The organism is Neisseria lactamica, assembly GCF_901482445.1.
Taxonomy (GTDB): Bacteria; Pseudomonadota; Gammaproteobacteria; order Burkholderiales; family Neisseriaceae; genus Neisseria; species Neisseria lactamica.
Genome location: NZ_LR590477.1, coordinates 2,134,551 through 2,158,672 on the forward strand (window position 1 = coordinate 2,134,551; position 24,122 = coordinate 2,158,672).

The 24,122-nt window shown below is 50.1% G+C and carries 14 protein-coding genes, 3 pseudogenes and 1 riboswitch; of the genes and pseudogenes, 12 read left to right on the forward strand and 5 right to left on the reverse strand.

What is annotated here, in order from left to right:
- Positions 1-100 precede the first annotated feature (100 nt).
- The 3 genes from FGL10_RS11560 to FGL10_RS11570 are packed head-to-tail and all read right to left on the reverse strand — an operon-like array spanning position 101 to position 1,553.
- Positions 101-460: a YbaN family protein gene (locus FGL10_RS11560; RefSeq protein ID WP_003689264.1), complete on the reverse strand. Its 360-nt coding sequence runs from the start codon at positions 458-460 to the stop codon at positions 101-103.
- Positions 457-1,053, reverse strand: coding sequence for a DUF1415 domain-containing protein (locus FGL10_RS11565; RefSeq protein WP_003712478.1), 597 nt, complete (start codon positions 1,051-1,053; stop codon positions 457-459). The genes FGL10_RS11560 and FGL10_RS11565 overlap by 4 nt, the downstream gene beginning before the upstream one ends.
- A gap of 17 nt (positions 1,054-1,070) precedes the next feature.
- A complete protein-coding gene (locus FGL10_RS11570; RefSeq protein WP_003709576.1) occupies positions 1,071-1,553 on the reverse strand; it encodes an Lrp/AsnC family transcriptional regulator in 483 nt (160 codons plus the stop codon).
- Positions 1,554-1,747: 194 nt separating this feature from the next.
- Positions 1,748-1,845: riboswitch (glycine riboswitch) on the forward strand.
- A 210-nt stretch (positions 1,846-2,055) separates the two neighbouring features.
- On the opposite strand from FGL10_RS11570, the gene gcvT reads away from it, so the two are divergent.
- The 9 genes from gcvT to FGL10_RS11625 all read left to right on the forward strand — a co-directional run bounded on the left by gcvT (position 2,056) and on the right by FGL10_RS11625 (position 13,544).
- Entirely contained in the window at positions 2,056-3,156 is a 1,101-nt protein-coding gene (gene gcvT, locus FGL10_RS11580; RefSeq protein ID WP_003709580.1) for a glycine cleavage system aminomethyltransferase GcvT, read from the forward strand.
- 162 nt (positions 3,157-3,318) lie between these two features.
- Positions 3,319-3,705, forward strand: a complete 387-nt coding sequence (gcvH, locus tag FGL10_RS11585; RefSeq protein WP_002258491.1) for a glycine cleavage system protein GcvH — start codon at positions 3,319-3,321, stop codon at positions 3,703-3,705.
- 144 nt (positions 3,706-3,849) lie between these two features.
- Positions 3,850-5,097 (forward strand): glutamyl-tRNA reductase, encoded by a 1,248-nt coding sequence (hemA, locus tag FGL10_RS11590; protein ID WP_003709585.1) that lies wholly within the window; start codon positions 3,850-3,852, stop codon positions 5,095-5,097.
- Between the two features lie 245 nt (positions 5,098-5,342).
- Positions 5,343-7,649, forward strand: a complete 2,307-nt coding sequence (locus tag FGL10_RS11600) for a NosR/NirI family protein (protein WP_248699964.1) — start codon at positions 5,343-5,345, stop codon at positions 7,647-7,649.
- A gap of 127 nt (positions 7,650-7,776) precedes the next feature.
- Positions 7,777-9,744, forward strand: a complete 1,968-nt coding sequence (gene nosZ, locus FGL10_RS11605) for a TAT-dependent nitrous-oxide reductase (protein WP_003709594.1) — start codon at positions 7,777-7,779, stop codon at positions 9,742-9,744.
- Positions 9,745-9,916: 172 nt separating this feature from the next.
- The gene (locus FGL10_RS11610) at positions 9,917-11,272 is read left to right on the forward strand and encodes a nitrous oxide reductase family maturation protein NosD (RefSeq protein WP_036469877.1); all 1,356 of its coding nucleotides are present in this window, start codon (positions 9,917-9,919) and stop codon (positions 11,270-11,272) included.
- 57 nt (positions 11,273-11,329) lie between these two features.
- The gene (locus tag FGL10_RS11615; protein ID WP_003709597.1) at positions 11,330-12,226 is read left to right on the forward strand and encodes an ABC transporter ATP-binding protein; all 897 of its coding nucleotides are present in this window, start codon (positions 11,330-11,332) and stop codon (positions 12,224-12,226) included.
- A complete protein-coding gene (locus FGL10_RS11620; protein WP_003709598.1) occupies positions 12,223-13,053 on the forward strand; it encodes an ABC transporter permease in 831 nt (276 codons plus the stop codon). Before FGL10_RS11615 ends, FGL10_RS11620 begins: the two co-directional genes overlap by 4 nt.
- Positions 13,050-13,544 carry a nitrous oxide reductase accessory protein NosL gene (locus FGL10_RS11625; RefSeq protein ID WP_003709601.1) on the forward strand — a complete coding sequence of 165 codons (495 nt, stop codon included), beginning with the start codon at positions 13,050-13,052 and terminating at the stop codon, positions 13,542-13,544. Before FGL10_RS11620 ends, FGL10_RS11625 begins: the two co-directional genes overlap by 4 nt.
- Before the next feature lie 238 nt (positions 13,545-13,782).
- Here the strand turns inward: FGL10_RS11625 and FGL10_RS11630 are convergent, their stop codons facing one another.
- On the reverse strand, positions 13,783-15,444 hold the full coding sequence (locus FGL10_RS11630; protein WP_003709605.1) for an electron transfer flavoprotein-ubiquinone oxidoreductase: 1,662 nt from the start codon (positions 15,442-15,444) through the stop codon (positions 13,783-13,785).
- Between the two features lie 1,467 nt (positions 15,445-16,911).
- On the opposite strand from FGL10_RS11630, the gene repM reads away from it, so the two are divergent.
- Together repM and FGL10_RS11645 are read left to right on the forward strand one after the other, a co-directional pair.
- A complete protein-coding gene (gene repM / locus FGL10_RS11640) occupies positions 16,912-18,021 on the forward strand; it encodes a replication initiation protein RepM (protein WP_003711201.1) in 1,110 nt (369 codons plus the stop codon).
- Between the two features lie 96 nt (positions 18,022-18,117).
- A pseudogene (locus FGL10_RS11645) lies at positions 18,118-18,534 on the forward strand (DnaB-like helicase N-terminal domain-containing protein); the annotation flags it as partial.
- On the opposite strand, the pseudogene FGL10_RS12245 reads toward FGL10_RS11645, so the two are convergent.
- Positions 18,534-18,638: pseudogene (locus tag FGL10_RS12245) on the reverse strand (IS1595 family transposase); the annotation flags it as partial. The pseudogenes FGL10_RS11645 and FGL10_RS12245 sit on opposite strands and share 1 nt — an antisense overlap.
- Positions 18,639-18,730: 92 nt before the next feature.
- On the opposite strand from FGL10_RS12245, the pseudogene FGL10_RS11650 reads away from it, so the two are divergent.
- Positions 18,731-23,857 (forward strand): annotated as a pseudogene (locus FGL10_RS11650) (two-partner secretion domain-containing protein); the annotation flags it as partial.
- Positions 23,858-24,122 lie beyond the last annotated feature (265 nt).

A 24,122-nucleotide genomic window follows, 5' to 3' on the forward strand; every position in this document is an offset into this window, starting at 1 on the left:
AATCTATCGAAAACGGAAAGTGAATTTATTTTAACATATATTTGCAATAAAACAGGTTTGTCCCACCCGTTTGTCTGCGCCCGTCCCTTTCAGACGGCATTCAGGATTCGGGCCTGCGCCACATCCATATGGCGACAAGGGAACAAAAAACCGATGAAACCGCCCCGACCCACCAGCGTTGGGGAAACTGCCAAAACATCATCAGGCAGGATGCGGTCATCATACTGATGGCGAAAATCTTGGCTTTGCGCGGCACTGCGCCGTTTTGTTCCCAGTTATGAACCATCGGGCCGAAATAGCGGTGCCGGTGCAGCCAGCGGTGAAAGCGCGGGGATGCCTTTGCCCAGCAGGCGGCGGAAAGCAGTACGAACGGCGTGGTCGGCAACAGCGGCAGAAAAATGCCGATGATTCCCAACAGCAGAGAGATGCCGCCGCAGGCAATTAAAAGATAACGTATCATTTTGAAATATTTTTCTTATTGTGCGGATAAGGGCAGGATGTGATACCGAGTTTTGCCCAGCCTTCATGTCCCATTTTTTCCAGCAGGGCGATATTGCGTTCGAATATTGCCGAAGCGTCGGGAAAGGCTTGTGCGGCTTTGGCAATGCTGTCTTCGCGTATCAGATGCAGTGTCGGATAGGGAGAACGGTTGGTGTAGTTGCCGATGTCGTCCGAATCCGTGCCTTCAAATTGGAAATCGGGATGAAACGGGGCGATTTGGATAATGCCTTCCAAGCCGTTTTCAATAATGGCGGTATCGGCAAAATCGAGAAAATCATTAAACCGGCTAAAATCGGGGAATAAGGTCGGGTGAACCAGTAGCGTGGTTTCAATTTCAGACGGCATCGATTTGCCTAAAATTTGCAATTCCTTGTCTAAATCTTCTAAAAAGCCGTCTGAATGCCGCGCCTTGCTGATGGTAATGCGGACGAGGTTTTTGATATACGGTGCTTTGGAAAAGGGGCATAAATTCAAGCCGATAACGGCTTTTTCCAACCATTGCCGGGTGGCTTGGGCAATGTGTTCTTGATGTGAAAAGCAGTCGGTATCCATAAATGGGTATCGGAAAATCATTCTTTCAACAAATGGTTGAGCGGCAGGGATGTGGTGTGTTTGATTTCTTTTAAAACAAAGCTCGATTGCGCATCCTGTACGCCGTGGTGGGATAAAAGCGTATCCAAAACAAAATGGGAAAACGCGTTCATATCGGTAAAAAACGCCTGAAGCAGGTAGTCGGTCTCTCCGGTCAGCGCGAAACAGCTTAAAACTTCGGGCCATTTTCGAACCGATGCGGCAAAGTCTTCCCGCGCGTCTTTTGCTTTGCTGATGGAAACGCGGATAAATGCCTGAAGCCCCAAGTTAACGGATTCGGGCGACAGCAGCGCGGCGTATTGCCGGACAATACCGGCATCTTCCAATTGTTTCAGGCGGCGCAGGCAGGGGGAGGGCGAGAGCGCGACGCGTTCGGACAGCTCGACATTGGTCAGCCTGCCGTTTTCCTGAAGTACCTGTAAGATTTTAATATCCGTTTTGTCTAAAGTGATTTGTGGCATAAATTTGTGTTCCGCTGATGGGATTCGGGCAGCTTGCGATAATCCGTATGGATGGGCTTGGGGCATATTAACATATAAAAAGTTGTGTAGTCATCAGAGATGGTTTTCATTTTCAGGAAGCCGGTTTGAAAACGCCGGGAAAGGCTGCATATGTTCGAGACGGCTTGCCCAAACCGCCGATTCAAGACATAATCGGGAAATGTGCAGGAGAGTGTTACACCCGATTACAATGTAACCACCGAAGGCGCAGACACCCTTAAATCGCTCAGGTATCAGGGACTGCACATTGAAACAAACAATCTGGAGAGCGGCGTTAGAATAACGTCCACCGAAGGGGAGAAGGCCGTCTGAACCACCATTCAGACAACCGCGCAAAGCAGTGAGCAGACTGGTTTGCCGTCAAGCGGGTACGGCCGAAAATCTCAGGTTCAAGGACAGATAGGGTCATCCGCGCACAGGTGCGCGGGCGGCATCTGAACAAAAAATCCGGAGAAACTTGAGAATGACTGCTCTGAAAACCACCCCGTTTCATCAAGCCCATCAAGATGCAGGCGCGAAGCCGGTAGATTTTGCCGGCTGGGAGCTGCCCATCCATTATGGTTCACAAATCGCCGAACACGAAGCCGTGCGCACCGACGCCGGTATGTTTGACGTATCCCATATGCTCGTTACCGACGTAGCAGGCGCAAATGCCAAGGTCTTTTTCCGCAAATTGATTGCCAACGACGTTGCCAAACTCGCTTTTGTCGGCAAAGCCCTTTATTCCGCTTTGCTCAACGACAACGGCGGCGTGATTGACGACTTGATCGTTTACCGCACCAATGAAGCAGAAACCCGATACCGCATCGTGTCCAACGGCGCGACCCGCGAAAAAGACACGGCGCAATTCCACAAAGTCGGACAAGAGTTCGGCGTCGCCTTCAATCCGCGCTACGACCTCGGTATGCTTGCCGTACAAGGCCCGAAAGCCATCGAAAAACTCCTGACCGTCAAACCCGAATGGGCAGATGTCGTCCGCAACCTCAAACCGTTCCAAGGCGCTGATTTGGGCAACGACTGGTTTGTCGCCCGCACCGGCTACACTGGCGAAGACGGCGTGGAAGTCATCCTACCCGGTACTGAAGCCGTCGCATTCTTCAAAGCCCTGCAAGCAGCAGGCGTACAGCCTTGCGGCCTCGGCGCGCGCGATACCCTGCGCATGGAAGCCGGTATGAACCTCTACGGCAACGATATGGACGACGACACCAGCCCGCTCGAAGCAGGTATGGGTTGGACGGTTGATTTGAAAGACGAAAACCGCGATTTCGTCGGTAAAGCCGCCTTGCTGGCATTGAAAGAAAAAGGCGTTGCCGTCAAACAGGTCGGTTTGCTGCTCGGCAAAGGCGGCATCCTGCGCGCGCATATGGAAGTGTTGACCGACAAAGGCAAAGGCGAAACCACCAGCGGCGTCTTCTCTCCAAGCCTGAAACAATCCATCGCCATCGCCCGCGTTCCGAAAGATTTTGACGGCGATACCGCCAAAGTGCTGATACGCGGTAAAGAAGCGGACGTGCGCGTACTGAAGCTGCCGTTCGTCCGCAACGGTCAAAAACAGTTTGATTAATATCGGTTCAGACGGCATTTTCATTTCATATGCCGTCTGAAAGCAGGTTTTAATTGTTGTCCGATACGGACGTTTGCAGAAAGCCTTGAACAAGGTATCTGTGGATATTGATTCATGCAGATGCCGTCTGAAAATAATCCCCTACCAATGGAGTATCAAACCATGAGCAACAACATCCCGGCCGAACTGAAATACGTTGCCAGCCACGAATGGCTGCGCCTTGAAGAAGACGGTACCATCACCGTCGGCATTACCCACCACGCGCAAGAGCTGTTGGGCGACATCGTGTTCGTCGAGCTGCCCGAAGTCGGCGCAAACCTGGCTGCCGAAGAGCAAGCCGGTGTGGTTGAGTCTGTAAAAGCCGCGTCCGACGTGTACGCGCCGATTGCGGGCGAAGTCGTTGCCGTCAACGATGACTTGCCCGGCGCACCTGAAACTGCCAACAGCGACCCTTACGGCGCAGGCTGGTTCTTCAAAATCAAACCGGCAAACGTTGCCGACTACGACGGTCTGCTGACTGCCGAACAATACGCGGGCGAAGTGGACTAAACCCTATCCTGATAATGGGATGCCTGATTTGAGAAACTGCACTTTCAGACGGCAAGGATGCGTTTGGAAGTGCGGTTTTTGTCTGTGTCTTCAAGGTCAGTTAGGCTATAATAACGGTCTATATCCATCTTTACCGATTTTTTCATGCAACTTACCGCTGTCGGACTCAATCATCAAACCGCACCTTTAAGCATACGGGAAAAGCTGGCGTTTTCCGCCGCCGTCCTGCCCGAAGCCGTCCGCAATCTTGCCCGGAGCAATGCGGCAACGGAGGCGGTAATCCTTTCTACCTGCAACCGCACCGAGCTTTACTGTGTCGGCGATTCGGAAGAAATCATCCGATGGCTTGCCGATTACCACAGTTTGCCGATTGAAGAAATCCGTCCGTATCTGTACACGCTGGATATGCAGGAAACCGTGCGCCACGCTTTCCGCGTCGCCTGCGGGTTGGATTCGATGGTGTTGGGCGAGCCGCAGATTTTGGGACAGATTAAGGATGCGGTCAGGGTCGCGCAAGAGCAGGAAAGTATGGGCAAGAAACTCAATGCCCTGTTCCAAAAAACCTTTTCTGTTGCCAAGGAAGTCCGTACCGATACTGCCGTCGGCGAGAACTCGGTTTCGATGGCGGCCGCTTCCGTCAAGTTGGCGGAGCAGATTTTTCCCGATATAGGCGATTTGAATGTCTTGTTTATCGGTGCGGGCGAGATGATTGAGTTGGTCGCGACTTATTTTGCCGCTAAAAACCCCAGATTGATGACGGTTGCCAACCGGACGCCGGCGCGGGCGCAGGAATTATGCGACAAACTCGGTGTCAATGCCGAGCCTTGCCTGTTAAGCGATTTGCCCGCCATTTTGCATGAGTACGACGTGGTGGTTTCTTCAACGGCGAGCCAGCTTCCCATTGTCGGCAAAGGTATGGTGGAGCGCGCATTGAAACAAAGGCAGAGTATGCCGTTGTTTATGCTTGATTTGGCGGTGCCGCGCGACATTGAGGCGGAAGTCGGCGATTTGAACGATGCCTATCTTTATACGGTGGACGATATGGTCAATATCGTCCAAAGCGGCAAGGAGGCAAGGCAGAAGGCCGCCGCCGCCGCCGAAACGCTGGTGTCTGAGAAGGTTGCCGAATTTGTCAGGCAGCAGCAGGGCAGGCAGAGTGTCCCGTTAATCAGGGCATTGAGGGATGAGGGAGAGAAAGCGCGCAAACAGGTCTTGGAAAATGCGATGAAACAGCTTGCCAAAGGCGCAACGGCAGAAGAGGTTTTGGAAAGGCTGTCGATCCAACTGACCAACAAGCTGCTGCATTCGCCGACCCAAACCTTGAATAAGGCGGGGGAAGAAGATAAAGATTTGGTTCATGCCGTCGCGCAGATTTATCATTTGGACAAATAACGGTGCGCCGGGAAAAATGCCGTCTGAAGAGGTTTCAGACGGCATTTTTTGTGCAGGCCGGCAACATCGTAAAATCCCACATTATATAGATGTAATCACAAAGTATTATCTTGTATGCGGATTGGTTTTAAGATTTGTAAACTTGACTTGCGTCAAAAAAATGCCGTTAGTTGATTCATATAATATCCATATTAAAGAGTATCGGTATATCGGTGATGGCTATGTCCTGTTTTTCAATCCGGCGTATGTCCGTGTTTCGGGCGCGGATAACGGCGTTTTTTGCCGCCTTTGTCTTTTTGACGGCGGCATTGCCCGCCTATGCGGAGCGTCTGCCTGATTTTTTGGCGAAAATCCAACCTTCGGAAATCTTCCCGGGAGCGGATCGTTACGGCAAGCCGGAAGGCAAGCCTATGGTCGCCCGCGTTTACAAAGGCGATGAGCAGCTCGGTTTGGTCTATATCACGACCGATGTGGTCAATACGCGCGGTTATTCGAGCAAGCCGATTGATACGCTGATGGCGTTGGCAAACGACGGCACGATAGCAGGGGCGAAACTGGTCGATCATCACGAGCCGATTATGCTGATCGGTATTCCGCAGTCGCGTGTCGATAAATTCATCGACAAATATATCGGTCTGAACTTTATTAAAAATCCGCCGACTCCGGGCGTGGCGCCGGGCGACATTATCAGCGGTGCGACTGTTACGCTGATGGTGATTAACGACAGTATCCAGCGTTCGTACAAGGTCATTGCCAACCAATACCGCTTGGGTTCGGATAAGGCTCTTCAGACGGCATCCGCTTCCGATGTTCAGGAAGCCGCGCCTGCGGTAAAAACCCGTCCGCGCCGTATGGCAAATCCCGACAAGCAGGATATTTTGTCTTGGGACGAACTTTTGAAACAAAAGGCCGTCGGCCATCTGCATATCACGCTGGATCAAATCAACAAACTGTTTGAGAAAGGCGGCAAGGCCGGCGTGGCCGAACACGCCGAACAGGGCGATCCTGACGATACCTTTATCGATTTATATGTTGCTTTGGTCAGCCAGCCCTCCATCGGTAAAAGCCTGCTGGGAGAGGACGGCTGGGCGCATCTGCAAAAACGGTTGAAACCCGGGCAGCAGGCGGTTTTGGTTGCCGGGGAGGGTCGTTATTCTTGGAAAGGTTCGGGTTATGTGCGCGGCGGTATTTTCGACCGTATCGAGATGATTCAGGGAGAGAACAGCTTCCGTTTTACCGATGCCCAACACGAACGCGTCGTCGCGCTGTCCGCCGCCGGTGCGCCGCGCTTTAAAGAAGTTTCTTGGTTTACCATCCCTGAAGGCGTAGCGTTTGACGGTGCGGAGCCGTGGCGGCTGCAATTAATGGTTCAGCGCGTATTGAGCGTGAACGATAAAGCCTTCGTTACCGCCGATTTGGATTACGAACTGCCCCAAGCTTATTACGTCGACGATCCCAAAGCACCGCCCGTAGAAATCAGCGCGCCTGTCGAAGCCGTACCTGCCGCGGCATCCGATGCCGCTTCAGACGGCATTGCCGAAGATGCGGCATCTGAAAACGGTGTATCCAATCAATTATGGAAACAGATTTGGAAAGCGAAACAGGGGCAGATTATCGTTGTCGGCATTGCACTGACCATATTGTTACTGGTGTTTTTGTTCCAAGACTGGATTGTGCGTTACGAAAAATGGTACGACCGCTTCCGCCTTGCCTTTTTGACCTTCACGCTCTTCTATATCGGCTGGTATGCACAGGCGCAGCTTTCGGTCGTCAATACGCTGACGCTGTTTTCCGCCATCCTTACCGAATTTCATTGGGAATTTTTCCTGATGGATCCGATTGTGTTCATCCTGTGGCTGTTCACGGCTGCAACTATGCTGCTGTGGAACAGGGGGACGTTTTGCGGTTGGCTGTGTCCGTTCGGCTCATTGCAGGAATTGACCAACCGCATTGCCAAAAAACTGGGTGTGAAACAGATTATCGTGCCGCATATGCTGCATACCCGTTTAAGCGTCATCAAGTATCTGATTTTCTTCGGGCTTTTGGCAATTTCTCTGTATGATCTGGGTACGGCGGAAAAATTTGCAGAAGTCGAACCCTTCAAAACCGCGATTATCTTGAAATTTATGCGCGATTGGTGGTTTGTCGCCTTTGCCGTCGCCCTTTTGGTTGCAGGACTGTTTATCGAACGTTTCTTCTGCCGTTATCTGTGTCCTTTGGGTGCGGGCATCGCGCTGCCGGGCAGATTCCGCGTGTTCGACTGGCTGCGCCGCTACAAAATGTGCGGTAATCCCTGCCAAATCTGCACACACGAATGTCCTGTACAAGCGATTGCCCCGGAGGGAGATATCCATCCGAACGAATGTATCCAGTGCCTGCACTGCCAAGTCATGTACCACCACGATACGCGCTGCCCGCAAGTTGTGGCAGTGAATAAGAAAAAACAAAAACAGGCTGCTGCCAAATCAGGGGAATTGGAGGGTGTATCCAAGCAGCCGCAGGAACAGGTCGTTCATTTTGTCAAACCCGAAACGGCGCAACCTGAAAAATAAGCATCCGGAGGAAGCCTGAAGCCAAAGTGTCAGACGGGCAGGGCTTTCCCGGTAAAAGAACAAAATTTTTTCCCATCGGCTTGCCGTCTGAAAACCGGTTTGCCGTATTTTATCCAAGGAGTGTTGTATGTCAGACGAAAAATTAGAACAAAACGGCTTGAGCCGTCGTTCATTCTTAGGTACGGCCGCCGCTTCCGGTGCAGGTATTGCCGGTGCGGGTCTGTTGGGTTTGGCGGGTTGCTCTAAAAACGGCGAACCGGCTGCCGCTAACGCTTCCGGAGCGGCCCCCGTCGCCAAGGCGCAAGGGGAATCCAAACCGGGCCAACTGTCTTCCGAAGTCGGTCCGGGCGAACTCGATCAATATTACGGTTTCCTTTCCGGCGGCCAGTCCGGCGAGATGCGCCTGATCGGCCTGCCTTCTATGCGCGAACTGATGCGTATCCCCGTGTTCAATATGGACAGCGCGACCGGTTGGGGACGTACCAATGAGAGTTTGAAAGTCCTCAACGGCAATATTACCGAAGAAACCCGTAAATTCTTAAAAGACAGCGGTCTGCGCTGCTACCCCAACGGCGACCTTCACCACCCGCACCTGTCGTTTACCGACCAAACTTACGACGGCCGCTATGCCTATGCCAACGATAAGGCAAACAACCGCGTCTGCCGCGTGCGTCTGGATGTGATGAAGGCCGACAAAATCATCGACATCCCCAATGCCTCGGGTATCCACGGCCTGCGTCCGCAACGTTATCCGAAAACCGGTTATGTCTTTGCCAACGGCGAACATATTACCCCTGTCAGCGGTGTAGGCAAACTGGATGATGCGAAAACCTGGAATGCCGTTTATACCGCCATCGACGGCGAAACCATGGAAATCGCATGGCAGGTATTGGTTGACGGCAACTTGGACAACGGCGATGCCGACTACCAAGGCAAATATTCTTTTGCCACCTGCTACAACTCCGAGCGCGCGCTGACCGTGCAAGGTGCGTCTTCCAACGAACAGGACTGGTGCGTCGTTTTCGACTTGAAAGCCATCGAGGAAGGCATCAAAGCGGGCGACTTCAAAGAAGTGAACGGCGTGAAAATGCTGGACGGCCGCGCTGAAGCCAAATCCAAATACACGCGTTATATCCCTGTGCCGAACTCTCCGCACGGCTGTAACGCAAGCCCCGACGGCAAATACATTATGCTCAACGGCAAACTGTCTCCGACCGTTACCGTATTGGATGTCAGCAAACTGGACGATTTGTTTGCCGGCAAAATCAAAGAGCGCGATGTGGTCGTAGCCGAACCGCAACTGGGTCTCGGCCCCTTACACACTGCATTTGACGGTCGCGGCAATGCTTATACGACATTGTTTATCGACAGCCAAATGGTGAAATGGAATATCGACGACGCAATCAAAGCCTACAAAGGCGACAAAGTCGATCCGATCAAACAAAAACTCGACGTTCACTACCAACCGGGCCACAACCATACGACTATGGGCGAAACCAAAGAAGCCGACGGCCAATGGCTGGTGTCTTTGAACAAGTTTTCTAAAGACCGCTTCCTGAATGCCGGCCCGTTGAAACCCGAGTGCGACCAATTGATCGACATCTCCGGCGACGAAATGCGTCTGGTACACGATAATCCGACTTTTGCCGAACCGCACGACTTGTGCTTGGTTGCCGCGTCTAAATTGAACCCGGGCAAAACTTGGGACCGCAAAGATCCGTGGTTCTGGCAGGATGCTTTGGAACAGGCGAAAAAAGACGGCGTCGAGTTGGAAAAAGCCGCCAAAGTCGTACGCGAAGGCAACAAAGTACGCGTGTACATGACTGCCGTTGCGCCCGCATTCAGTATCCCTCAATTTGAAGTGAACCAAGGCGACGAAGTAACCGTATACGTAACCAACGTCGAGACCATCGAGGACTTGACCCACGGCTTCACTTTGGAAGGCTACGGTATCGCTATGGAAATCGGCCCGCAAGCGACATCTTCCGTAACCTTCAAAGCTGTCCGTCCGGGCGTACACTGGTACTACTGCCAATGGTTCTGCCACGCCTTGCACATGGAAATGTCCGGTCAGATGATTGTTCATCCCAAATAATGCGGCCTGACGGCTGAATATGGAGAATGCCGTCTGAAGGCAACAGGTCTTCAGACGGCATTTATAGCCAAACCGCTTGCCGTACCGTTTCAGGCGGTTTCGCTATAAAAACAGGCACATTTGAATGATGCTTTATTTTGTTCGGCCATACCGAACGAAACAGAGGGACACCATGCACACATCCGCGCTCCGTATATGGCTGAAGGCCGTACTGATACTTGCCGCCGGCAGCATTTTTCAGACGGCACCGGCAGCCGTCGTCCACGTTTCCCCGCAAGACAACCTTGCCGAAATTTTTGCCCGTGCTCATGCGGGCGATACGCTCAAACTGGCTTCCGGCGTATATCAAACCAAACTTTATATCGACAAACCGATTACGATTGAAGGGCCTGCCGACCGTTCCGCAACCATCGAAGGGGACAGGAGCGGGCGTACCATAGCCGTACACGCGCCGGACGTAACGCTCCGCAACCTGACCGTTACCCGTTCCGGTATGAGCCTGCCAGCAATGGATGCCGGTATTTATCTCGAAGAAACCGCTCCGCGCGCCCTGATCGAACACAATAATATTTTTGATAATTCGGTCGGCGTATATCTGCATGGTTCTGCCGATGCGATGGTGCGCGAGAATAAAATCGTCGGCGACGCGACTTTGCGCGTGAACGAGCGCGGCAACGGCGTTACCGTTTGGAACGCGCCCGGCGCGCAGGTCGTCGGCAACGACATTTCCAAAGGACGGGACGGCATTTTTTCCAATACCAGCACGCATAACACCTATAAAAACAACCGTTTCAGCGATTTGCGTTTCGCCGTCCACTATATGTACACCAACGACAGCGAAATCAGCGGCAATATTTCCGTGGGCAACAATATGGGCTATGTGCTGATGTTTTCCGAGCGGCTCAAAGTATTCGACAATATCGCCGTCGGCAGCCGCGATCAGGGCATTATGCTCAACTATGTCAACTATTCCGATATTCACGACAACATTATCAACAAAGCGGGCAAGTGCGTTTTTGCCTACAATGCCAACTACGATAAACTGTCCGCCAATCATTTTGAAAACTGCCAAATCGGCATACACTTTACCGCCGCCATCGAAGGCACGTCCCTGCATGACAATTCCTTTATCAACAACGAAAGCCAGGTCAAATACGTCAGCACGCGCTTTCTCGACTGGAGCGAAGGCGGACACGGCAACTATTGGAGCGACAACAGCGCGTTCGATTTGAACGGCGACGGCTTCGGCGACAGCGCGTACCGTCCCAACGGCATTATCGACCAAATCATCTGGCGCGCGCCCGTATCACGCCTCTTGATGAACAGCCCTGCAATCAGCATCGTCAAATGGGCGCAGGCGCAGTTTCCCGCCGTTTTGCCCGGAGGCGTGGTGGACAGCAAACCGCTGATGAAGCCTTATGCCCCCAAAATTCAAACCCGTTATCAGGCGATGAAGGACGAGTTGCTCAAAGAAGCCGAAACGCGGCAGTCGGAATGGGGCAGGGCGGAAAACGGTTCTTTGAACTAGTCTGCTTCAGACGGCATCCGGATTCAAATGCCGTCTGAAAACACAAAAGGAACAACCATGACCACACATCATGTCGAATTGAGGAAGGTAACCAAACGGTTCGGGGCGCAAAAAGCGGTCAACCAAGTCGATTTGGTTTTGAAGGCAGGAGAAAGCGTCGGGCTTGCCGGGCACAACGGCGCGGGCAAGTCCACCATTATGAAGCTGATACTCGGGCTGATTACCCCGACCGAAGGCGAAGTGATGCTTTTGGGCGAACGTACCGGCAGCAAAGCGGGGGCGCGGCTTCGCAGCCAAATCGGCTACCTGCCCGAAACCGTTGCGCTGCACCCTTCGCTGACCGGCATCGAAACGCTGGACTTTTACGCGAAACTTAAAAAACAGCCGCTCACACAAAACCGGGGGCTGCTCGAGCGCGTCGGCATTTCACAGGCGGCACACCGCCGCGTCGGCACTTATTCTAAAGGGATGCGCCAACGCCTTGCCTTGGCACAAGCCCTGCTGGGCGAGCCCAAAGTCCTGCTGTTTGACGAACCGACAACCGGCCTCGACCCTGCATCACGACAAATGTTTTACGAAGTCGTGCGCGAACTTAACGGGCGCGGCGCGACCGTATTGCTCAGCACCCACGCCCTTGCCGAGTTGGACGGACACGCCGACCGCATTATCGTGATGAAAAACGGCGTTAAGGTTGCCGACGGCAGTATGGACGAATTGCACGTCCAAAGCGGACTGCCGCTGACCGTCAATATCCGCCTCAATGCACCGCGCACCTTGAGCAGCCGCTGGCAGCCGCTTTCAGACGGCATTTCCTACCGGGCGCAATGTCAGGCGGAAGAACGTATGAACCTTTTGGGCGAATTGGGCAGCCTGTCCGACCTTGCCTATCTCGACATCCACACGCCGACGCTTGATGAAATGTACGCACAGTTCTTGAAAAGGGAGGACGTATGAACCCTGTTTGGATTATTACCGGCAAAGAAGTCCGCGACAGTCTGCGCAACCGCTGGGTGCTTGCCGCCGCCCTCCTGCTTGCCGCACTTGCCCTTTCTTTAGGTTTTCTCGGCAGCTCGCCCACCGGTTCGGTCAAGGTCGATCCGCTGACCGTTACCGTCGTCAGCCTGTCGAGCCTGTCTATTTTCCTGATTCCGCTGATTGCGATGCTGCTTTCCTATGACGCACTGATTGGGGAAATCGAGCGCGGTACGATGGCGTTGCTGTTGAGTTATCCCATTTCACGCAACCAAATCCTTGCCGGCAAGTTTGTCGGACACCTCATCATCCTCGCCCTCGCCACCACGGCAGGCTACGGATTGGCAGGCATTACGCTGCAACTTGCCAACGGCAGTTTCGACATCGCCGCTTGGAAACCCTTTGCATTGTTGATTGCCGCCAGCGTCATCCTCGGTGCGGCTTTTCTGTCTATGGGCTACTTGATTAGTGCGAAAGTCAAAGAGCGGGGGACGGCGGCCGGCATTTCCATCGGTGTGTGGTTGTTTTTCGTCGTCATCTTCGATATGGCGCTTTTGGGTATTCTGGTTGCCGACTCGAAACAGGTGATTACCGCGCCTGTTGTTGAAACAGTGCTGCTGTTTAATCCTACCGACATCTACCGCCTGCTCAACCTGACCGGTTACGAAAATACGGCTATGTATGCGGGTATGGCGGGTTTGAGCGGACAAATCAGCCTGACCGTCCCCGTTTTGCTGACTGCGCAGGTTTTATGGGTTATCATTCCGCTTGTTTTGGCAGCCGGAATTTTTAGAAAGCGACAAATATGAAGAAAACCCTGTTGGCAATTGTTGCCGTTTTCGCCTTAAGTGCCTGCCGGCAGGCGGAAGAGGCACCGCCGCCTTTACCCCAGCAGATTAGCGACCGTTCGGTCGGACACTATTGCAGTATGAATCTGACCGAACACAACGGCCCCAAAGCCCAGATTTTCTTGAACGGTAAACCTGACCAGCCAGTTTGGTTCTCCACCATCAAGCAGATGTTCGGCTATACCAAGCTGCCCGAAGAGCCTAAAGGCATCCGCGTGATTTACGTTACCGATATGGGCAATGTTACCGATTGGACGAATCCCAATGCCGACACGGAGTGGATAGATGCGAAAAAAGCCTTTTATGTCATTGACAGCGGCTTTATCGGCGGTATGGGTGCGGAAGACGCGCTGCCGTTCGGCAAAAAGGAGCAGGCTGAAAAATTTGCCAAGGATAAAGGCGGTAAGGTTGTCGGTTTCGACGATATGCCTGATACCTATATTTTCAAGTAAATCCAAACAGAAATGCCGTCTGAACGTTGAAGCCAAGGTTCAGACGGCATTTTTTATAGTGGATTAAATTTAAACCAGTACGGCGTTGCCTCGCCTTGCCGTACTATTTGTACTGTCTGCGGCTTCGTCGCCTTGTCCTGATTTAAGTTTAATCCACTATATTATGGGTTCAAACGGGGCAGGTTTGAACAACGGCCCCATTCCTTATTCCTGACCGGGCGTAACGGCGGAATAAGGTTTACATCCCGCCGTAATTCGGCCCGCTCGCGCCTTCAGGGCAAATCCAAGTGATGTTTTGCGTCGGGTCTTTGATGTCGCAGGTTTTGCAGTGAACGCAGTTGGCCGCGTTGATTTGTAGGCGCGGGCTGCCGTTTTCTTCGACGATTTCATACACACCGGCCGGACAATAGCGCGTTTCTGGCGAGGCGTATTCTTTATAGTTCACGTCTATCATCGCTTGCGGATTGTTCAGTACCAAATGGTCGGGCTGGTTTTCTTCGTGCGCGAGATTGGCGAGGAAAACGCTGCTCAAGCGGTCGAAGGTCAACACGCCGTCGGGCTTCGGATAATCAATCGGCTTGCACGCGGCGGCTTTTTTGAGCTGCTCGTTGTCTTTGCCGTGATGTTTCAAAGTCCACGGGGCTTTGCCTCTGAAAATCATCTGGTCGATGCCGGTATAAAGTGAGCCGAGGTAAACGCCCCATTTGAATGACGGACGGACGTTGCGCGCGGCATAAAGCTCTTGATACAGCCAGCTTTGTTCAAAACGTTGCCGGTAATCCGCCGCCTCTTTGCCGCTGTCGAAGTTTTCCACTTCTTCAAGGTTTCCCAATAAGGGGAACACGGCTTCGGCGGCAATCATAGCGGACTTCATCGCGGTATGGATGCCTTTGATGCGCGGCATATTGAGGAAACCCGCCGCATCGCCGATTAAAACGCCGCCTTTGAACGAGAGTTTCGGCAGGCTTTGCAAACCTCCTTCAATCAGCGAACGCGCGCCGTAAGCGATGCGGCGGCCGCCTTCAAAGGTTTTACGGATTTCGGGATGGGTTTTGAAACGTTGGAACTCTTCAAACGGCGACAGATAAGGATTTTGATAGTCCAAACCGACCACGAAGCCGACGGCGACTTTGTTGTCGTCGAAATGGTAAACAAACGCGCCACCATAGGTTTTGCTGTCCAGCGGCCAGCCTGCGCTGTGCACCACCAAACCTGGCTGATGCTGTTCGGACGGCACTTCCCAAATTTCTTTAATGCCCAAGCCGTAAGTTTGCGGCTGGCTGTTTTGGTCGAGTTGGAAACGTTCGATGACTTGTTTGGAAAGCGAACCGCGACAACCCTCGGCAAACAGGGTTTGCCGCGCCCAAAGTTCCATACCGGGCTGGAATGAATCGGTCGGCTCGCCGTCTTTGCCCACGCCCATATTGCCGGTCGCAATGCCTTTGACCGAACCGTCTTCGTGATACAGCACTTCGGCGGCGGCAAAGCCCGGATAAATTTCCACGCCCAAATTTTCCGCCTGCTCCGCCAACCAGCGCACGACTTCGCCCAAGCTGGCGATGTAGTTGCCGTGATTGTCGAAATTCGGGGTAATAGGCAGATTGAACGCTTTTTTCTCCGTCAGGAACAACACCTTGTCCTGAGTTACCGTGCGCGTCAGCGGCGCGCCTTTTTCTTTCCAGTCGGGAATCAGCTCGTTCAGCGCAATCGGATCGATAACCGCGCCCGCCAGCGAATGCGCCCCCGCCTCCGAACCCTTCTCCACCACGCAAACGCTGATTTCGCGCCCGTTTTTTTCGGCAAGCTGCTTGAGTTTGATGGCGGCGGACAAACCCGACGGGCCTGCGCCGACAATCACGACATCGTATTGCATACTGTCGCGGGTGATGGATTCGGTCATAGCGGTTCCTATTGTTTATTATCGATTCTAAAGCGGGCAATTATACAACGCAGACAGTTGCTTACCAAATAAAACAATGCCGTCTGAAACGGCTTCTCAGGCATTCAGACGGCATTTGCCCCCATATGGTCAAAGATATTTTTGGCTGTGTTTTGATATTGGGTTGATACAGGATTTAAGAAGGAATCATGAAATACATGATTCCTTTTCGTTTGCCTATATTAAAAAATAAAGAATAGGGTTATTTTTTAATTTTAGTCTTTTAATACCTTTTCTCTTTTTTAGCAGTCTTTTTATTTGTCTAGTGTTCTGTATTTAAATGGATTTATCTCGCCATCATGGTATATATCACACCGTTTATCGGGCAATATCACACCGTTTGTCGTTTTATTTGACACCGTTTGTCGTGCAATTCAGCACCGTCTATCAGGAAATAGCACACCGTTTTGCAGGTATATCGCACCTTTTAGCGTGCAAGACTAAACAGATGGGAAAATAGACATATCACACCTGTTTTCGTGTAAAACAAGCTGTGAACAACATATCTGACATTGATATAACACCATTTATCGTGTTTGAAAAATTTCCCCCTAGTTATTAATTTAATTAATTGATGTATATAGATTTTATTCTAAATAATCGTCAATACTGCCTTCAATATCACACCATACGATGTGCTAAATTTCATCAAAAACTTTTGTTAGCTGGAACCCTACCTGTAGGTGTGGTGGGCCGTTAACACGTAGGACGAGTGTCCAAGTACTGGTAAGAAGAAGGCGTTAATGAATGTCCTCAAAAATAAGGGCAGCACACATAGCAGTGTGCCTTTTAATGTAAGGTTCCGGATTGATTGTCTTGCAAATGTGATTTCAGCCAAAGATATAACACCGTTTTTCGTGCTTAAAAAATTCACTTATGCTGCTATTTTAATATATTGATATATATATATTTTTATAATAAATTCTGTATAAACACCCTCAATATAACACCTTTTGGTGTGCAAAATTCCTTACCGGTTGAAACCCGTCGCTTGGACATTCGTTCCTTTCTAAATCAGGATGATGCTTTATGTACTGCCCTTTAAAAACTTATATAACACCGTTTGGCGTGCAACAGTCTTGGGTTTAACCCTTGAATAACAAAAAAATAGAGTGAGTTTTTCATTTTAGTCTTTTAACCACTTTCTCTTTTCGGTCTGTATATTTCAAAAGAATATATTGGATTTCAAAGATATTGCTGTTGTAAATCAGGATATATCACACCGTTTATCGGGCAATATCATACCTTTTGTCGTTTTATTTGACACCGTTTACCGTGCAATGCAGCACCGTCTGTCGGGAAGTGGCACACCGTTTTGCAGGTATATCACACCTTTTAGCGTGCATAAGGTTCAAGAATCAACCGATCATTTGACACCCTAATCATACAAAGGTAGCATATTGTTTTTATTTAGCGGAACCATCTGTTATGGCTGTTAAAAACCTTGTTGTTAAAGACAATGCGTTAATCAATGCCAGCTACAATCTTGAACTGGTGGAGCAGAGGTTAATACTGTTGTCCATTATTGAGGCTAGGACTACGGGAAAGGGGATTACCGCAAACGACAGGTTGACCATTACAGCCAGCAGTTACATGAATAATTTCCATACCAACCGCAATACGGCGTATAAGGCTTTGAAAGATGCCTGTAACAACCTTTTTGAACGCCAATTCAGTTTTATCGAGAAAACACCAAAAGGGGAAAAGGTAGTACGGACAAGGTGGGTATCTCAGGTCGCCTATATTGAACAACAGGCAACGGTAGAGTTAGTTTTTGCACCAAATGTTGCCCCTTTGATTACGATGCTAGAAAAAAACTTCACAAGCTACGAGCTTGATCAGGTCTCATCGTTGAGCAGTAAATACGCGGTGCGGCTCTACGAAATTATTATTTCATGGCGTGCAGCCGGTAAGACACCGATGTTCAGTACAATGGAGTTGCGTGAACGTTTGGGTGTGATGCCTGACGAGTATCAAAAAATGGAGCTGTTCAAACGTAAGGTTTTGGATTTCGCCGTCAAGCAGATCAATGATAAAACGGATATTTCCATTACCTACGAGCAGCATAAAGAAGGACGAAAAATTGTAGGTTTTACATTCTCAATCCTACATAAAATAGGGTCGAAAGACATCCCTCTTGAAAATCAATCGGAACTTTTTGCCGGAATGACTGATTTGGAAGCCGGAACGATACGGGTCAGGGCGGAAGCATATATCGCTTCGCTCATTGCAAAAGGTCAGAACGTGACTAAAGCCCATAGGCTGAATATTCTGAAAAAAGCCGTAGAGGAACGTTGGGGATTTGAAGATGCGGCTAAAGATAATGGGGTCAAAAATCCTGAAAACAAAAATGCAAAAGTCGGTTTAACCGAATGGGAAAAGATTTCTAATGGCACACGTTTTAAGGACAAGGATGGAACAATTTGGGTTAAAGATTCAGGTATGCTTAGGACTGAAGGGACAAACAGGTGGATAGCCGATTCTCAGATTGCCAGATTATTTCCTATGTTAACTGTGATGGTTGAGGAAGGTATTTAACCCGGCAGCCCGCGTATCCTACCTGTTTTGCGGTACGGAAACCAATTGAACCTGCTTTACGCTACAATAGAAGATTGCAATTTTGGCGGATGTACCATGAACGATTACACAGCCATGCCGTCTGAAGACGGAGGAATCGGCTCATTGTCGCTTCCGCCGCACTCAATGGAGGCGGAGCAGTCTGTTTTGGGCGGTTTGATGCTGGAAAATCCGGCATGGGACAGGATTGCCGATGTGGTTTCGGGAGAGGATTTTTACCGGCATGAACACCGCCTGATTTTCCGATCCATTGCCAAACTGATCAATGAGAGCCGTCCTGCCGATGTCATCACGGTTCAGGAAGATTTGCAGCGGAACGAAGAGCTGGAAGCAGCGTGGGGATTCGAATATCTGATTTCCCTGGCGCAAAATACTCCGTCTGCCGCCAACATCCGGCGCTATGCCGAAATCGTGCGCGAGCGTTCTATTATGCGCCAACTCGCCGAAGTGGGAACGGAAATTGACCGCAGCGCCATACCCAAAATATCGGCAGCGGAACGGGCGGTAGCTTGGAGTACGAAAAATTCAAGCAGTTTCTTTTGAACTCTATTGTTTAATTTACAATTGGTTATCTTTATTTTCGTAGCCTGGCATAACTGCTAATCTACGTCAGCCTCTAAAAATTAATCTAATTTACGATTATAAAAATATTATTAAGAAAGCCCTTACTATGAACCGCACCCTGTACAAAGTTGTATTTAACAAACATCGAAACTGCATGATAGCCGTTGCTGAAAATGCCAAACGCGAGGACAAAAACACAGCCGACACCCAAGCTGTAGGTATGTTGCCAAATGATATTGCGGGCTTTGCGGGTTTTATCCATTCTATCTCTGTTATCTCATTCTCCCTTTCATTACTGCTCGGTTCTGCCCTTATCCTGACTTCTTCTTCTGCTAATGCCCAAGGTATCGTTGCCGACAAATCCGCACCTGCACAGCAACAGCCTACCATCCTGCAAACAGGTAACGGCATACCGCAAGTCAATATTCAAACCCCTACTTCGGCAGGGGTTTCTGTTAATCAATATGCCCAGTTTGATGTGGGTAATCGCGGGGCGATTTTAAACAACAGCCGCAGCAACACCCAAACACAGCTAGGCGGTTGGATTCAAGGCAATCCTTGGTTGGCAAGGGGCGAAGCACGTGTGGTTGTAAACCAAATCAACAGCAGCCATTCTTCACAACTGAATGGCTATATTGAAGTGGGCGGACGACGTGCAGAAGTCGTTATTGCCAATCCGGCAGGGATTGCAGTCAATGGTGGTGGTTTTATCAATGCTTCCCGTGCCACTTTGACGACAGGTGAGCCACAATATCAAATAGGCGCATTAACAGGCTTTCAGGTTCGTTCGGGTCATGTTGCGATCACGGGACAAGGTTTGGATGCCCGTGATACCGATTTCACGCAGATATTGAGCCATGCGGTTAAGATTGATGGGCCTGTGTGGGGTAAAGATGTGCGTGTGTCGGCAGGGAAAAATGATGTCTCAGCTGATGGCTCTATCCGGTCTTCACACTCCCCTGCTACGAATATAAATTCCGACAACTCACTGTATGCCATCGATACAGGGGCATTGGGCGGTATGTATGCCGGTAAGATCACCCTGATCAGCACTGATCGTGATGCATCCGTGCGCAATCAGGGGCAATGGTTTGCCTCAGCCGGCAATGTGGCAGTGAATGCTGAGGGTAAACTGGTCAACACGGGCATGATTGCAGCGACGGGAGAAAATCATGCGGTTTCACTTCATGCCCGCAATGTTCATAATAGCGGTACGGTTGCCTCACAGGATGATGCCAATATTCACAGCCAGACGCTGGACAATTCAGGTACGGTCTTATCCTCAGGTCAATTGACTGTCCGTAATTTAGGCCGTCTGAAAAACCAAAACAACGGTACGATCCAGGCTGCCCGCTTAGATATGTCAACAGGTGGTTTGGATAACACAGGTAATATTACTCAAACAGGTTCACAAGCATTGGATTTGGTATCTGCCGGCAAATTCGATAACAGTGGCAAGATTGGTGTAAGTGACGTTCCACAGACCGGTTTGAATCCCAATCCATCAGTCATACCACAGATTCCGAGTACTGCAACAGGTTCAGGCAGCAGCACTGTCTCGGTATCTAAGCCTGGTTCAAACAATCCCGTTTCACCTACAGCACCTGCAAAAAACTACGCCGTAGGACGCATTCAAACAACAGGAGCATTTGACAATGCAGGATCAATCAATGCAGGTGGGCAAATTGACATTGCCGCCCAAAACGGTTTGGAAAATTCGGGTAGTCTGAATGCGGCTAAACTACGAGTATCAGGCGATTCATTTAACAATACGGTAAAAGGCAAACTCCAGGCACACGATCTGGCTGTTAACACTCAAACTGCTAAAAACAGCGGTCACTTATTAACTCTAACCGGCAAGATTGACAACCGTGAACTGCATAATGCCGGAGAAATTGCCGCCAACAATCTGACACTCATTCATTCGGGCCGCTTGAGCAATGATAAAAAAGGCAATATTCGAGCTGCACATTTACAGCTTGATACCGCCGGTTTACATAATGCAGGTAACATTCTTGCCGATAGTGGAACCGTTACCACCAAGAATAATCTTCGCAATACAGGAAAAGTTTCTGTTGCACGACTGAATACCGAAGGTCAGGCTCTAGATAATACGCACGGACATATAGAGGCTGAAACGGTTAACATCCAAAGTCAGCAACTGACTAACCAAAGCGGCCATATTACTGCTACCGAACAACTGACTATCGATAGTCGAAATGTAGACAACCAAAACGGCAAACTACTATCTGCAAACCAAGCACAATTAGCTGTTTCAGACGGCCTATACAACCAACATGGTGAAATTGCCACCAACCGGCAGTTGTCTATTCACGATAAAAATCAAAACACTTTGGCGTTAAACAATGCGGACGGCACGATTCAATCTGCCGGTAATGTATCGCTACAAGCCAAATCACTCGCCAACAATGGCACATTAACAGCCGGTAACAAACTGGATATTGCTTTGGCGGACGATTTCGTCGTAGAGCGCGACCTCACTGCAGGCAAACAATTAAATCTAAGCATAAAAGGCCGTCTGAAAAATACCCATACCCTACAAGCAGGCCATACGCTCAAACTCAATGCCGGCAATATAGATAACCAAGTTACAGGCAAAATTATTGGCGGAGAACAAACGGACATCACATCCGAACAGCATGTAGACAACAGGGGCTTGATCAACAGCGACGGTTTGACCCACATCGGTGCAGGTCAAACCCTGACCAACACCGGGACAGGCAAAATCTATGGCAACCATATTGCCCTGGACGCGCAAATACTGCTTAACCGGGAAGAAACGACGGAAGGCAGTACCAAAGCGGGGGCAATAGCTGCAAGGAAACGTTTGGATATTGGAGCGAAAGAGATTCATAACCAAGAAGGTGCCCTACTATCCAGCGAAGGTATTTTTGCCGTAGGTAATCGACTGGATGAACAACATCATGCGGCAGGCATGGCCGATACCTTTGTTAATGGCAGTGCCGGTTTGGAAGTACAAGGTGATGCATTGATGTCTGTTCGGAATATGCAGAATATCAATAATCACTTTAAAACAGAGACATACTTAGCCAAAGCAGAAAAGCAAGTTCGTGACTACACCGTACTGGGGCAAAATACCTACTATCAGGCAGGAAAAGACGGTTTATTCGACAACTCGCAAGGACAAAAAGACCAAACTACTGCTACGTTCCATTTAAAAAATGGTTCTCGTATTGAGGCCAACCAATGGCATGTCCGAGACTACCACATCGAGACTTATAAAGAACGCATCATCGAAAACCGGCCGGCACACATTACTGTGGGCGGTAATTTGACTGCCTCAGGTCAAAATTGGCTGAACAAAGACAGCCGGATTGTAGTGGGCGGGCGTATTATCACTGATGATTTAAACCAGAAAGAAATTACCAATCAAAGTACAACAGGCAAAGGTCGCACAGATGCTGTCGGCACACAGTGGGATTCAGTTACAAAAAAAGGATGGTACAGCGGCAGAAAAAGACAACGCCGTACTGAAAGAAACCATACTCCTTACCATGATACCCAACTATTTACCCACGACTTCGACACGCCTGTATCCGTCATCCAACAGAATGCCGCCTCCCCTTCCTTTCAACCCGCTGCATCTGCAATCAAACTGATTGACGGAGTATCCACAGCAGCCGTCAATGGTCAGCGCATCCATACCGGTAATGTGGTCTCGTTAAATAACGCTACTGTTACTCTGCCTAACAGCAGCCTCTATACCACCCATCCTGACAATAAAGGCTGGTTGATTGAAACCGATCCTCAATTTGCAGACTACCGCCGCTGGTTGGGCAGCGACTACATGTTGCAACAACTGGAATTGGACGCCAATCATCTACACAAACGGCTAGGCGACGGCTACTACGAACAAAAACTTGTTAATGAACAAATCCACCAGTTAACAGGCTACCGCCGACTCGACGGCTACAGGAGTGATGAAGAACAATTCAAAGCTCTGATGGACAACGGCCTTACTGCTGCCAAAACATTCGGTCTCACCCCAGGTATCGCCTTGAGTTCAGAGCAAGTTGCCCGCTTAACTTCAGATATCGTTTGGATGGAAAATCAAACCGTCACACTGTCTGACGGTTCGACTCAAACCGTACTGGTTCCTAAAGTCTATGCCCTGGCGCGCAAAGGTGATCTCAATACCTCCGGTGGCCTGATTAGTGCCGAACAAGTCTTACTTAAACTGCAAAACGGCAACCTGACTAACAGCGGTACCATTGCGGGGCGGCAGGCCGTACTCATCCAGGCACGGAATATTAACAGCAACGGCAACATTCAAGCCGACCAAATCGGCTTAAAAGCTGAAAAAAGTATCAATATCGACGGCGGGCAGGTACAAGCAGGCAGACTGCTGACTGCCCAAGCGCAAAATATCAACCTTAACGGTACAACCCAAACTTCCGGTAATGAACGTAACGGCAATACCGCCATCGACCGTATGGCCGGCATTAACGTGGTCGGAAGCTATACTGAGCAAGTAGATAACAGAGCTTCAGACGGCATCCTATCCCTGCATGCCGGCAACGATATCAACCTCAATGCGGCCACCGTCTCTAACCAAGTTAAAGGCGGCACTACCCAAATTACCGCCGGCAATAATCTCAACCTCGGCACCATCCATACCGAACATCGCGAAGCCTATGGTGCATTAGATGACGAGAACCATCGCCATGTCCGCCAAAGTACCGAAGTCGGCAGCAGTATCCGCATGCAAAACGGCGCACTGCTTAGAGCCGGTAACAACTTAAAAATCCGCCAAGGCGAACTGGAGGCCGAAGAAGGCAAAACCGTCCTTGCCGCAGGACGTGATGTCACTATCAGCGAAGGACGCCAAATAACCGAACTGGATACCTCGGTAAGCGGGAAAAGCAAAGGCATCCTTTCCAGTACCAAAACACACGACCGCTACCGCTTCAGTCATGATGAAGCAGTCGGCAGCAACATCGGCGGCGGCAAAATGATTGTTGCAGCCGGGCAGGATATCAATGTACGCGGCAGCAACCTTATTTCTGATAAGGGCACTGTCTTAAAAGCAGGTAGGGACATCCAGCTAGAAGCAGCTTCCAATCGCTATTTTGATGCTGAAACACACGAATATAAAAAATCGGGTCTGAGCGGAGGCTTCCGCGACGGTGTTTTAAGTGTCGGATACACTAAAGCTTCCACAAAATCCAACCAAGACCAAACTGCAACCACCCTGACAAACTCCCAAGTCGGTAGTAAACAAGGTAATACCGTAGTTGTTGCCGAACGAACCCTAAACACCAAAGCTGCGATACTGGCATCAGGTGGCGATATGCACCTACAGGGACGTGATGTTGCTTTAAATGCAGGGTACACGGAAACAAATAACAACAACGATATCGAACAAAAACAATCAGGTCTATCCATGGGCATAACCCTGAATCCCATTGATGCTGCCAAAGCTAATTACAAACGCAATATGCAAGGCAGTGGCTACA